This window comes from Acinetobacter sp. TW_SC_4, from assembly GCF_054861205.1.
On the sequence record NZ_CM142174.1, the window covers coordinates 2,932,497 to 2,944,726 of the forward strand.

Below are 12,230 nucleotides of genomic sequence, written 5' to 3' on the forward strand. Positions count from 1 at the left end.
ACTAAAGAAAGGAACTCCCCCTTTGAAAAAGGGGGCCGGGGGGATTAATTAGTCACCATTTTTCAGTTCAATGTTGATACCTAAAGAACGGATCTCTTTGGTCAATACGTTGAACGATTCAGGCATACCTGGGTCCATATAATGGTTACCATCTACAATGTTCTTATAGATACGGGTACGGCCTTCAACGTCATCCGACTTCACAGTAAGCATTTCTTGAAGCGTATATGCTGCACCGTATGCTTCCAGTGCCCAGACTTCCATCTCACCGAAACGCTGACCACCGAATTGTGCTTTACCACCCAGCGGCTGTTGCGTTACTAGAGAGTAAGAACCAGTAGAACGCGCATGCATCTTGTCGTCAACCAAGTGGTTCAGCTTCAGCATGTACATGTAACCTACAGTTACAGGACGGTCGAAACGTTCACCAGTACGGCCATCATACAATACGGTTTGACCCGTACGTGACAAGCCAGCAAGCTCAAGTAATTCTTTGATCTGACCTTCTTCAGCACCGTCAAATACTGGAGTTGCCAGAGGAACACCTTTACGCAGGTTACCAGACAGTTTCAAGATTTCTTCATCAGTCAGGCTGTCAAGATCTTCTTGCTGACCGCCAACCTTATTATAAATCTTGTCTAGGAAATCACGCAGTTCAAGAACTGTACGCTGTTCTTTCAGCATCTTGTCGATTTGATCGCCAAGACCTTTAGCAGCCATACCCAAGTGAGTTTCCAGAATCTGACCCACGTTCATACGTGATGGTACACCGAGCGGGTTCAGTACGATATCTACTGGTACACCATTGGCATCGTGCGGCATGTCCTCAACAGGCAGGATGTTAGAAACTACACCCTTGTTCCCGTGACGACCCGCCATCTTATCACCAGGCTGGATACGACGTTTAACTGCCAGGTAAACCTTAACAACTTTCAATACGCCAGTTGTCAGTTCGTCACCTGTAGAAAGTTTGCGTTTTTTCTCAGCAAATTTCTCATCAATTTCAAGACTCTTCTCTTTCAGGAACACTTGAATTTGAGTTAAACGTTCAGCAATTGCTTCATCACTTGGTTGGATATCAAGCAGATCAACAAGCTCTAAACCAGATAACAGTTCTTCAGACAGTTTGTCACCGCGTTTAGTAGTACCGCCACCGTTAGATTCTTGACCTTTCAACAGACGTACAATACGTTCACGTGCTGCTTCTTCGAAGATTTTGTACTCTTCTTTCAAGTCTTTACGGTAAGCATCAAGCTGAGCTTTTTCAATTGCTTGAGCACGTTCGTCTTTTTCAAGACCGTCACGTGTAAACACTTGAACGTCGATCACAGTACCTTTAGTACCCGATGGAACACGTAAAGAAGAATCTTTTACGTCAGCCGCTTTTTCACCGAAGATTGCACGAAGCAGTTTTTCTTCAGGAGTTAACTGAGTTTCACCTTTAGGCGTTACCTTACCTACCAGGATGTCACCCGCAGTCACTTCAGCACCGATGTAAACGATACCTGATTCGTCCAGTTTAGAAAGCGCTGCTTCACCCACGTTCGGAATATCGGCAGTAATTTCTTCAGCACCCAATTTGGTATCACGTGCAACACATGAAAGTTCCTGGATGTGAATAGACGTTAAACGGTCTTCTTGAAGAACACGCTCAGATAATAAGATCGAGTCTTCGTAGTTGTAACCATTCCAGGTCATGAACGCTACACGCATGTTTTGACCAAGCGCAAGCTCACCGCCATCAGTTGATGGACCGTCAGCCAGAACGTCACCACGACCTACTTTATCGCCCAGGTTCACAAGAACTTTCTGGTTGATACAAGTGTTCTGGTTAGAACGTGTGTATTTGATCAGGTTATAGATATCTACACCTGCTTCGCCTGCAACCATTTCGTCTTCGTTGACACGAATTACAACACGCGAAGCGTCAACAAATTCAATACGACCACCACGTTTCGCGATTACACATACACCAGAGTCATGTGCTACGTTCGCTTCCATACCGGTACCAACCAGTGGTTTATCAGCAATTAACGTAGGAACAGCCTGACGTTGCATGTTCGAACCCATCAATGCACGGTTGGCGTCATCGTGCTCAAGGAACGGAATTAGTGATGCTGCTACAGATACAACCTGCTGAGCAGATACGTCCATATGCGTCACTTTTTCAGGAGGCATACGTACGAATTCACCTTGGTGACGTACAGAAACGAATTCTTCAGACAGGTTGCCATCTTTATCTACTGCAGAGTCGGCCTGTGCAATCACAGTACCTACTTCTTCAATCGCAGACAGGTATTCAACGTCATCAGTTACGCGACCATCAACCACTTTACGGTATGGAGTTTCTAGGAAACCGAAGTTGTTACATTTCGCATAAACAGACAGCGAGTTGATCAAACCAATGTTTGGACCCTCAGGAGTCTCAATTGGACATACACGACCGTAATGAGTTTGATGTACGTCACGTACTTCGAAGCCCGCACGTTCACGAGTCAAACCACCAGGCCCCAGTGCTGATACACGACGTTTGTGTGTAATTTCAGACAACGGGTTGTTTTGGTCCATGAACTGAGACAACTGGCTTGAACCAAAGAATTCTTTGATTGCAGCAGCTACTGGCTTCGCATTGATCAGGTCTTGCGGAGACAGGTTATCCGTTTCAGCTTGAGACAGACGTTCTTTAACCGCACGCTCTACGCGAACCAGACCTACACGGAATTGGTTCTCGGTCATTTCACCCACAGAACGAACACGACGGTTACCCAAGTGGTCGATATCGTCGACTTCACCTTTACCGTTACGGATTTCTACTAATGTTTTTAATACATCAGTGATATCTTCGTTCGAGAGAATGCCTTCAACTTCGCGTGACTTCTGGTCAGTACCCACTTCGTAAGGACGACCCAAACGACGGTTGAACTTCATACGACCCACTGGAGACAGGTCATAACGCTCAGAAGAGAAGAACAGGTTGTTGAACAGATTTTCAGCAGCTTCTTTTGTTGGTGGCTCACCTGGACGCATGACTTTGTAGATTTCTACAAGCGCTTCATCACGGCTTACTGTGGTATCAGCACGTAATGTATCCGCAATGAACGGACCACGGTCAATATCGTTAGTGAACAGGATATTGAACTGTTTCACACCGCCTTCTGCAATTTTCACCATGATTTCATGGCTTAGAACAGTATTGGCTGCAATCACATCACCATCTTTCAGTGGGATGTCTTCAGCAGTGATACGTTCGTACAGGTACTCATCAGGAACAGAAAGCTTCTCAAGACCAGATGCTTCCATTTGACGTACATGACGTGCGTTAATACGTTTACCTTGTTCAACAATGACTTTGCCGTCTTTGTCAGCAATATCGAATTGCGCCATTTCGCCGCGCAGGCGCTCTGGAACAAGGTCAATCTGGTAGCTACCCATGTCCAGATACACAGGTACTTTCTCGTAGAACATGTCGAGAATTTGTTCGTTGGCATAACCCAACGCACGAAGCACTACAGTCGCAAGCAATTTACGACGACGGTCAATACGTACGTAGACCAGGTCTTTGGCATCGAATTCAAAGTCTAACCATGAACCACGGTAAGGAATGATACGAGCTGAATAAAGGACTTTACCGCTTGAGTGAGTCTTGCCTTTATCGTGGTCAAAGAATACGCCCGGTGAACGGTGCAATTGCGATACGATTACACGCTCGGTACCGTTAATCACGAAAGTACCGTTGTCTGTCATAAGCGGCATTTCGCCCATGTAGACTTCTTGTTCACGTACGTCTTTGATTGATTTAGTTTCGCGATCTTTCAGGATCAAACGAATTTTTACGCGCATTGGTGCTGCATAAGTTGAGCCACGAAGGATACATTCGCGTACATCAAACTCAGGCTTACCAAGACTATACTCAACGAATTCTAAAGCAGCATTGCCAGAATAACTTTCAATAGGAAAAACTGAACGAAATGCGGCTTGGAGACCGATATCTTCGCGGTTTTTTGGTGATTTGCCATCTTGTAAGAATGTTCTGTACGAGTCGACTTGAATCGCGAGCAGGTACGGAGCATCCATGACGCTAGGCAATTTACCAAAATTCTTACGGATCCGTTTCTTTTCGGTATATGAGTATGCCATCTGGAGTCCTCGGAAAGTGTAAACCAAGCCCGCCTGCAGAACGGGCTCAGAAGGAATTACGCTGGCCGATATGGCCACCACTCTTTACAAATGCTGCAATTTTTAGTGGTATTAAAACGCTTAACAATATTTTTTTAATGAAAAATATTGGTAAGCGTTTGTTCATTATGTTTATTTTTAATTTGTATGAATTTTATATCATGCAAACAAAAATCGAGCCGATTATTGTAACGCAAAAAGGCTGATGACCCAAGAGCCATCAGCCAATTTTTGGAGCCGATTATAAAAAACCGGCTCCTTTAAGAAATTACTTAAGAGTAACTGTAGCACCAGCTTCTTCAAGTTTTTTCTTAAGCTCTTCGCCTTCTTCTTTAGAAACGCCTTCTTTAAGAACTGTAGGTGCGCCTTCAACCATGTCTTTAGCTTCTTTCAAGCCAAGACCAGTAGCTTCACGAACTGCTTTAATTACAGCAACTTTGTTAGCACCGAAAGAAGTCAACTCAACGTTGAATTCTGATTGTTCTTCAGCAGCAGCAGCAGCGCCAGGAGCAGCAGCAACAGCAACAGCAGCAGCAGATACGTTGAATTTCTCTTCGAAAGCAGAGATTAGTTCAACAAGTTCAAGAACAGTTTTTTCTGCAACTGCGTTTAGGATTTCTTCGTTAGTTAAAGCCATGAGAATAACTCCAAATGGAAATTGAATGGTGTGGAAATAAATTTAAGCTTAAGCTGCTTCTGACTCGTTTTTCTCTTTGAGCGCAGTAATAAGGCGACCCAATTTCGAAATAGGAGCTTGAAGAACGTTTGCAAGCATAGTAAGCGCTTTTTCTTGGTTCGGAAGGTTCGCAATTACGCTAACTTCAGCACCTTCGTAAACTTTGCCATCAAATGCAGCAGCTTTAAGTTCGAATGCTTTGTTAGTTTTTGCGAATTCTTCGAACAAGCGTGCAGCTGCACCCATGTCGTCTTCAGAAGTCGAGAAAGCTAAGATTGTTGGGCCAACAAGGCTGTCGTTCAAGATATTGAATTGAGTATCTTGAAGAGCGCGTTTAGCCAGAGTGTTACGCACGATACGTGTTTTAACACCTAGTTTACGAGCTTCAACACGAAGAGCAGTTAATTGCTCAACTGTTAAACCTTGGTAGTCAGCAACAACAGCGGCAAATGCAGTAGAAGCAATTTCACTTACTTCAGCTACGATCTGTTTTTTGCCTTCAATAAGAAGAGCCATTGTAAAACCTCCTAACGGTGATTTATGTGCCTGATACAAGCACACTCCCAATTCGTGAATTCATCTCTGAAATCACACGCGGAGGATGAACAAATCACACCACCGCGTCTACGCAGGCTGGAATATTAAGAAAGAAGCATAAAACTCCCCTCGCCTGAGGTCTTTGACGCTGATAAATTTACATTTATCAATTCAAAGTCTGCCTAAGTTCGCAAGAGACGGAGCGTTTCTTGCGTAAAAATCAAAGCAGCGCTTTGATTTTTACTCAGGGCTTTAAAATTCTGTATAAGTTTAAAACTTATTTAGAAACGTTTGCTACATCAACGATCAGACCAGGACCCATAGTAGAGCTTAGAGTGATCTTTTGGATGTAAACACCTTTAGAAGTAGCAGGTTTTGCTTTCTTAAGGTCAGCTACAAGAGCTTCAACGTTTTGACGAACAGCTTCAGCAGAGAAACCTACTTGACCGATCGCAGCGTGGATAATACCCGCTTTGTCTACACGGTAACGTGCTTGACCAGCTTTTGCATTTTTAACTGCAGTCGCAACGTCAGGAGTTACAGTACCCACTTTAGGGTTTGGCATTAAGCCACGTGGACCAAGAATCGTACCCAGTTTACCAACAACGCGCATTGCATCAGGAGCAGCAATCACTACGTCGAAGTCAAGGTTTCCGCCTTGGATGCTTTCAGCAAGATCGTCGAAACCAACAACGTCTGCACCAGCTTCTTTCGCAGCTTCAGCAGCAGCGCCTTGAGCAAATACAGCTACGCGTACAGTTTTACCAGTACCTGCAGGAAGAGTAGTCGCGCCACGAACAACCTGATCAGATTTACGAGGGTCAACACCCAGGTTTACAGCGATGTCCAAAGATTCTTTGAATTTCGCAGCTGGAAGGCTAGTAAGAACTTCTACAGCTTCTTCTAAAGTGTAAACTTTCTGTGCTTCTACAGCAGCAGCAATGGCTTTTTGACGTTTAGTTAACTTTGCCATGTCTTATAGCTCCACTTCCAAGCCCATAGAACGTGCAGAACCAGCGATGGTACGTACACGCGCGTCTAAATCAGCACCAGTTAAATCTGGTTCTTTAGTAGTCGCGATTTCTTCCAATTGAGCACGAGTCAACTTACCAACTTTAGTTTTGTTAGGTACAGAAGAACCCTTTTGGATACCAGCAGCTTTCTTAAGAAGAACAGCAGCAGGTGGAGTTTTCATGATAAATGTGAACGACTTGTCGTTGTACACAGTGATCACGACTGGAATTGGCAGACCAGCTTCAACTTTTTGTGTAGCAGCATTGAATTCTTTACAGAATGCCATGATGTTAACACCACGTTGACCTAGTGCAGGACCAATCGGTGGAGATGGATTCGCTTTACCAGCTGGAACTTGCAGCTTGATATAGCCGTCAATCTTCTTAGCCATTTCAAATTACCTCTGGGTGCAAACGCCGCTAGGCTCCCCAATGATTTCAAGTAACGATACCGTTACAACAACAATGCCTGATTTGCACGCAAATCAGGCGTTTTCAACCCGAACAAATTAAACTGTTTTTTCGACTTGGCGAAATTCCAGTTCAACCTGAGTTGGTCGGTTAAATACATTAATCGTCAGCGTTAAGCGCGACTTGTCGTAAAGCACTTCTTCCACCACACCTTTAAAGTCAGTGAATGGACCGTCAATTACGAGTAATTCTTCGCCTGGTTCAAACATGGTCTTAGGACGCGGTGCTTCACCAGTATTGCGTACACGTGCAAGGATTGCATCAGCTTCTTTTTGCGTAATTGGAGCCGGTTTTTCAGCCGTACCACCAATAAAGCCAAGCACTTTTGGACATTCTTTAACAATATGCCAAGTGTCATCGTTCATTTCCATTTCAACTAATACATAGCCAGGAAAGAACTTACGCTCTGATTTACGCTTCTTGCCATCCTTCATTTCTACCACTTCTTCGGTAGGAACAAGGACTTCACCAAAGCTATCGGCAACAGCGCTACGCTGGATTCGATCATTAAGCGAACGCATCACTTGTTTTTCATAACCTGAATAGGCATGAATAATGTACCAACGTTTCATAGCTCTCTTACCCGATAATAAACTTCATTAACCAGCCTAAAACATAGTCAAAGCACCATAGAACAATGGCTGCTATCACTACAACAGCAAGGACTTGCCAAGATGTGGTCATAGTCTCTTGTTTGGTAGGCCAGGTCACTCGACGTAACTCGATTCGTGCATCCTTAAGAAGACGAACAAAGCCTTTGCCTTGATGGGTGGCGTATAATAAACCGAATGCCACAACGATACAAGCCAAAATTACCCCAACGCGCACCCAAATATCATTCGCAGGCGCCCAGTATGCAGGTAAGTATTGGTTTACCATCATAGCACCGACCAATAAAATCAAGGCGATAACCCATAGAACAATGTCTAATGGAGAACTAGAACTTACATCTACAGCAGGATTATTTCTTTGAGGAATTGCCGCTTCGCTTAATGCGTCGCGTGATTTATCATTCGACATTTTTGTACTCGTCGTAGGTTTCGCGACTTATTATATGACCAGTTTTGCCGACATCAAGCGTCTTTTGAAAAAAACTTGGCAGGCCAGGAGGGACTCGAACCCCCAACATTCGGTTTTGGAGACCGACGCTCTACCAATTGAACTACTGGCCTGTAGATAAACTGGAGCCGAAACTCCAGCTTATTTTCTATTCTATGATTATGCAGTTACTTTAGCAACTACACCAGCACCAACTGTACGACCACCTTCACGGATCGCAAAACGTAGACCTGGGTCCATTGCGATTGGGTGGATTAGTTCTACTGACATTTCTACGTTGTCACCAGGCATAACCATTTCAACGCCTTCTTTCAAAGAAATCGCGCCAGTTACGTCAGTTGTACGGAAGTAGAACTGTGGACGGTAACCGTTAAGGAATGGAGTGTGACGACCACCTTCGTCTTTAGAAAGTACGTATACTTCTGCATCGAATTTAGTGTGCGGTTTGATAGAACCTGGTTTAGCAAGTACTTGACCACGTTGTACGTCTTCACGTTTAGTACCACGAAGCAAGATACCACAGTTCTCACCAGCACGACCTTCATCAAGAAGTTTACGGAACATTTCAACGCCAGTTACAGTAGTCTTAACTGTGTCTTTGATACCCACGATTTCAACTTCTTCACCAACTTTGATGATACCAGTTTCAACACGGCCAGTTACAACTGTACCACGACCAGAAATTGAGAATACGTCTTCGATTGGCATCAAGAATGCTTGGTCGATTGCACGTTCTGGTTCTGGGATGTAAGAGTCAAGCGCTTCAACAAGAGCTACAACTGCGTCTTCACCGTATTGACCAGCTTCACCGTTAAGTGCAGCAAGTGCTGAACCACGGATTACAGGAGTGTCATCACCTGGGAAGTCGTAAGTAGAAAGAAGTTCACGAACTTCCATTTCAACCAGCTCAAGAAGCTCTTCGTCGTCTACAAGGTCGCATTTATTCAAGAATACAACGATGTAAGGTACACCTACCTGACGAGAAAGCAGGATGTGTTCACGAGTTTGTGGCATTGGACCGTCAGTCGCAGCACATACAAGGATCGCGCCGTCCATCTGAGCAGCACCAGTAATCATGTTTTTAACATAATCGGCGTGGCCCGGGCAGTCTACGTGAGCGTAGTGACGAGTTGGAGAATCGTATTCTACGTGTGAAGTATTAATTGTAATACCACGTGCTTTTTCTTCTGGTGCAGAGTCGATTGCAGCGTAGTCTTTCGCTTCACCACCGAATTTTTTAGCACATACAGTTGCAATCGCAGCTGTTAAAGTTGTTTTACCATGGTCAACGTGACCGATTGTGCCCACGTTAACGTGTGGCTTATTACGTTCAAACTTAGCCTTAGCCATGTTAATCTTCCTCGTTTACGTCGAACACAATTCTGAGTAAAACCCAGCTCCGACATATCGTTTAAAAAAAACCAAACACCAAATACTTGAAAAGCAGACTAAATAGCCTGCTTTTGAAATATTTTTGCAACCACGTTGCCAAACTGTAATCTGGAGCTCTTATCGAGATTTGAACTCGAGACCTCTCCCTTACCAAGGGAGTGCTCTACCACTGAGCTATAAGAGCAAATATTAGTACTTCAAACAATGGAGCGGGAGACGAGGATCGAACTCGCGACATGCAGCTTGGAAGGCTGCCGCTCTACCAACTGAGCTACTCCCGCACGATGTTGGTACTTACCACTTTGAAGTCTTAAAATTGGTGGTGAGGGAAGGATTCGAACCTTCGAAACTTTCGTAGCGGAGTTACAGTCCGCCCCCTTTGACCGCTCGGGAACCTCACCATTTTTTACACTTACATCAGTGTCGTTCTTTACTTCGCATTCCAAACTCTCTAAGATGGTGCCGGCACACGGATTCGAACTGTGGACCTACTGATTACAAGTCAGTTGCTCTACCAACTGAGCTATGCCGGCGTTTCCTAGTGTTTCGTACGTTTCGTATCGGAACGGTGTGCAGTTTAGCAAAACTTAGAATCCGTGCAAGTGTTTTTTTCAAAAAAAACGCCAAAAACTCACAAAATCAATCCGTTTGATGATAATTCAACCGCTTTGATCACTGCGCGAGCTTTTATTTGGGTTTCATTCCATTCTGACTCAGGATTTGAGTCCGCAACCAGCCCTGCTCCCGCCTGAACATAGACCTTATTTTCACGAATCACGCAGGTACGAATGGCAATCGACATATCCATTTCACCATGCCAGCCTAAATAACCGACAGCGCCGCCAAAAATTCCGCGTTTTACTGGCTCAACTTCGTCAATAATTTCCATGGCACGAATTTTTGGCGCACCAGAAAGTGTTCCCGCAGGGAAAGTTGCCTTAAAAACATCCAGTGCATCGACATCATCACGTACTTCACCTTGTACATTCGACACAATGTGCATCACATGCGAGTAACGTTCGATCACCATTTGATCAGTGACTTGTACTTTACCGATTTTGGATACACGACCGACATCATTTCGGCCCAAGTCAATCAGCATTAAGTGCTCGGCAATTTCTTTTTCATCAGACAGCAAATCTTTTTCCAGTGCCAGATCTTCTTCTTTGGTCTTGCCACGTGGACGCGTACCCGCCAGTGGACGAACAGTCGCAATGCCATTTTCCAGACGAGAAAGAATTTCAGGCGAAGAACCCACAATATGGAACGGCGTATTGTTTTCTAGGGTCTGCCCTTGTACCAGGAACAAATAAGGCGATGGATTAAGGTGACGTAATGCGCGATAGACCTGTAAAGGCTCACCATCGAAATCAGAAACCATACGATGACCTGGCACGACCTGCATCACATCTCCGGCACGAATGTACTCTTTTACCTTTTCAATGGAGGCAATAAAGTTGTCATGTCCAGTTAAAGACTCAAAATGCGGTGCTGTATGTTTTTCTGCTTTCAGGCTTACCGGTGTGGCCAGAATATTTTCCAGCTCATCCAGCTGCTGCTGTGCTTTGTCATAAGCTGCCGGATCCGTTGCATCGGCATGTACAATCAGGAACAGAGTATCTTTCAGGTTATCAAATACGATGACGGTTTTGGACAGCATCATCCAGATATCTGGCAAGCCTACAGGATCGGCTTCAGGCACATTTTTTAGCTTAGGTTCGATATAACGTACTGAGTCATAACCAAAATAACCGACAAGACCACCGGTGAAGCTTGGCAGACTTGGCAGCTCTGCCTGGGTTGGCACCTTAAACTGCTTCTGGAAATCACGAATATATTGGAAAGGATCGCTGCAATGCTGCTTTTCAATCGAGCCATCTGGATGCTGAACTGTGAGTTCACCTGCATTGCAGGAAAACACAGTAGATTCACCCAAACCGATAATTGAATAGCGCGCCCAGTTCTCTCCCCCTTCCACAGATTCGAACAGATAAGCCTGTTGGTGTTGTTTCAGACGGGCAAAGATAGATAAAGGAGTATCTGTATCGGCTAGACGCTGACGGTATACAGGAATCAGGTTGTAGCCTTGAGATGCAAGTTGCTGGAATTGAGCTGACGTTGTCATTCGGTTTTTCTCTTTAAATTGGAGTTACTCAGTATGAAAATGGAATTGGACTGAGCGACGCCATCGAAAAACCTTACAACTATTCATCTTATTTCCTTCGTACCTTATTTAAGCAAGCAACTCACGTAGATCATCGACAATTTCTTGAGGATCACAGTCTGCTATATTTTCACCATGATTATAGCCATAGCTGACTACAATACAATCTATACCCGCACGGCGCGCAGCTTCAATGTCATTGACCGAATCACCAATCATCAGCACCTGATCTTTGGTCACACCATAATGTTCCACACAATGCAACAACTGACGCGGATCTGGCTTACGCTCGGCAAAGCGATCACCAGCAATGGTGTCATCAAAGTATTTCGCCATTTCGAGGATATCCAGAATACTGCGTGCCGGTTCTTCTGGTTTATTGGTCACACAGATCAGTTTTTTGTCATTAGCCTTACCCCATTCCAGAAACTCGATAATTCCATCAAATGGCTTGGTATCTACACAAGGATCGGCATTATAAATTTCCAGGAACGTCGTAAGTAATTCCTGATGCTGGGCAGGTAATACTTCTCCCACCAGATGTTGGAGTACACTTTCACAGAACTTGGACGTTCCTTTACCGATCCAGACCCGTACCTGTTCCTCAGTCACCAGTGGTAGCTGCAAGACATTCAGGCTCATATTCATGGCCCGATACAGATCATGGGCTGAATCCACCAAGGTGCCATCCAGATCGAATAAAATCAGCTTACGTTGTTCTAGTTGTGCAATTGACATCCTG

11 protein-coding genes and 5 tRNA genes are annotated in these 12,230 nt (G+C 44.6%); 1 reads left to right on the forward strand and 15 read right to left on the reverse strand.

Features of this window, described 5'->3' with window-relative positions; translation table 11 throughout:
• Positions 1–48 precede the first annotated feature (48 nt).
• Positions 49–4,137 (reverse strand): DNA-directed RNA polymerase subunit beta, encoded by a 4,089-nt coding sequence (gene rpoB / locus ACWM1W_RS14280; protein WP_004781674.1) that lies wholly within the window; start codon positions 4,135–4,137, stop codon positions 49–51.
• On the opposite strand from rpoB, the gene ACWM1W_RS14285 reads away from it, so the two are divergent.
• A complete protein-coding gene (locus ACWM1W_RS14285; RefSeq protein WP_034170979.1) occupies positions 4,131–4,382 on the forward strand; it encodes a hypothetical protein in 252 nt (83 codons plus the stop codon). The genes rpoB and ACWM1W_RS14285 overlap by 7 nt on opposite strands.
• A gap of 62 nt (positions 4,383–4,444) precedes the next feature.
• Here the strand turns inward: ACWM1W_RS14285 and rplL are convergent, their stop codons facing one another.
• The 14 genes from rplL to gph form a co-directional block, all read right to left on the reverse strand.
• Complete coding sequence (gene rplL, locus ACWM1W_RS14290; RefSeq protein WP_004781672.1) at positions 4,445–4,813, reverse strand: 50S ribosomal protein L7/L12; 369 nt, start codon at positions 4,811–4,813, stop codon at positions 4,445–4,447.
• Positions 4,814–4,861: 48 nt separating this feature from the next.
• A complete protein-coding gene (rplJ, locus tag ACWM1W_RS14295) occupies positions 4,862–5,368 on the reverse strand; it encodes a 50S ribosomal protein L10 (RefSeq protein WP_004781671.1) in 507 nt (168 codons plus the stop codon).
• Between the two features lie 298 nt (positions 5,369–5,666).
• On the reverse strand, positions 5,667–6,362 hold the full coding sequence (gene rplA / locus ACWM1W_RS14300; RefSeq protein WP_004781669.1) for a 50S ribosomal protein L1: 696 nt from the start codon (positions 6,360–6,362) through the stop codon (positions 5,667–5,669).
• Between the two features lie 3 nt (positions 6,363–6,365).
• Positions 6,366–6,794, reverse strand: a complete 429-nt coding sequence (gene rplK / locus ACWM1W_RS14305) for a 50S ribosomal protein L11 (RefSeq protein ID WP_004781668.1) — start codon at positions 6,792–6,794, stop codon at positions 6,366–6,368.
• A gap of 117 nt (positions 6,795–6,911) precedes the next feature.
• On the reverse strand, positions 6,912–7,445 hold the full coding sequence (gene nusG / locus ACWM1W_RS14310) for a transcription termination/antitermination protein NusG (protein ID WP_005232530.1): 534 nt from the start codon (positions 7,443–7,445) through the stop codon (positions 6,912–6,914).
• Positions 7,446–7,452: 7 nt separating this feature from the next.
• Positions 7,453–7,893 carry a preprotein translocase subunit SecE gene (gene secE, locus ACWM1W_RS14315; protein WP_125279593.1) on the reverse strand — a complete coding sequence of 147 codons (441 nt, stop codon included), beginning with the start codon at positions 7,891–7,893 and terminating at the stop codon, positions 7,453–7,455.
• A 76-nt stretch (positions 7,894–7,969) separates the two neighbouring features.
• Positions 7,970–8,045, reverse strand: a tRNA-Trp gene (locus ACWM1W_RS14320).
• A gap of 46 nt (positions 8,046–8,091) precedes the next feature.
• A complete protein-coding gene (gene tuf / locus ACWM1W_RS14325; protein ID WP_004781663.1) occupies positions 8,092–9,282 on the reverse strand; it encodes an elongation factor Tu in 1,191 nt (396 codons plus the stop codon).
• Between the two features lie 151 nt (positions 9,283–9,433).
• A tRNA-Thr gene (locus tag ACWM1W_RS14330) sits at positions 9,434–9,508 on the reverse strand.
• Between the two features lie 21 nt (positions 9,509–9,529).
• Positions 9,530–9,605, reverse strand: a tRNA-Gly gene (locus ACWM1W_RS14335).
• Positions 9,606–9,641: 36 nt separating this feature from the next.
• A tRNA-Tyr gene (locus ACWM1W_RS14340) sits at positions 9,642–9,725 on the reverse strand.
• A 56-nt stretch (positions 9,726–9,781) separates the two neighbouring features.
• Positions 9,782–9,857: transfer RNA gene (locus tag ACWM1W_RS14345), tRNA-Thr, on the reverse strand.
• A 98-nt stretch (positions 9,858–9,955) separates the two neighbouring features.
• The gene (gene trpE, locus ACWM1W_RS14350) at positions 9,956–11,449 is read right to left on the reverse strand and encodes an anthranilate synthase component I (protein WP_005232532.1); all 1,494 of its coding nucleotides are present in this window, start codon (positions 11,447–11,449) and stop codon (positions 9,956–9,958) included.
• Positions 11,450–11,557: 108 nt separating this feature from the next.
• Entirely contained in the window at positions 11,558–12,226 is a 669-nt protein-coding gene (gene gph, locus ACWM1W_RS14355) for a phosphoglycolate phosphatase (protein WP_005232534.1), read from the reverse strand.
• Between the last annotated feature and the right edge of the window lie 4 nt (positions 12,227–12,230).

Coding starts and splice junctions, on each gene's coding strand:
- ACWM1W_RS14285 (WP_034170979.1), top strand. CDS start 4,131: ATGCCATCTGGAGTCCTCGGAAAGTGTAAACCAAGCCCGCCTGCAGAA.
- rpoB (WP_004781674.1), bottom strand. CDS start 4,137: ATGGCATACTCATATACCGAAAAGAAACGGATCCGTAAGAATTTTGGT.
- rplL (WP_004781672.1), bottom strand. CDS start 4,813: ATGGCTTTAACTAACGAAGAAATCCTAAACGCAGTTGCAGAAAAAACT.
- rplJ (WP_004781671.1), bottom strand. CDS start 5,368: ATGGCTCTTCTTATTGAAGGCAAAAAACAGATCGTAGCTGAAGTAAGT.
- rplA (WP_004781669.1), bottom strand. CDS start 6,362: ATGGCAAAGTTAACTAAACGTCAAAAAGCCATTGCTGCTGCTGTAGAA.
- rplK (WP_004781668.1), bottom strand. CDS start 6,794: ATGGCTAAGAAGATTGACGGCTATATCAAGCTGCAAGTTCCAGCTGGT.
- nusG (WP_005232530.1), bottom strand. CDS start 7,445: ATGAAACGTTGGTACATTATTCATGCCTATTCAGGTTATGAAAAACAA.
- secE (WP_125279593.1), bottom strand. CDS start 7,893: ATGTCGAATGATAAATCACGCGACGCATTAAGCGAAGCGGCAATTCCT.
- tuf (WP_004781663.1), bottom strand. CDS start 9,282: ATGGCTAAGGCTAAGTTTGAACGTAATAAGCCACACGTTAACGTGGGC.
- trpE (WP_005232532.1), bottom strand. CDS start 11,449: ATGACAACGTCAGCTCAATTCCAGCAACTTGCATCTCAAGGCTACAAC.
- gph (WP_005232534.1), bottom strand. CDS start 12,226: ATGTCAATTGCACAACTAGAACAACGTAAGCTGATTTTATTCGATCTG.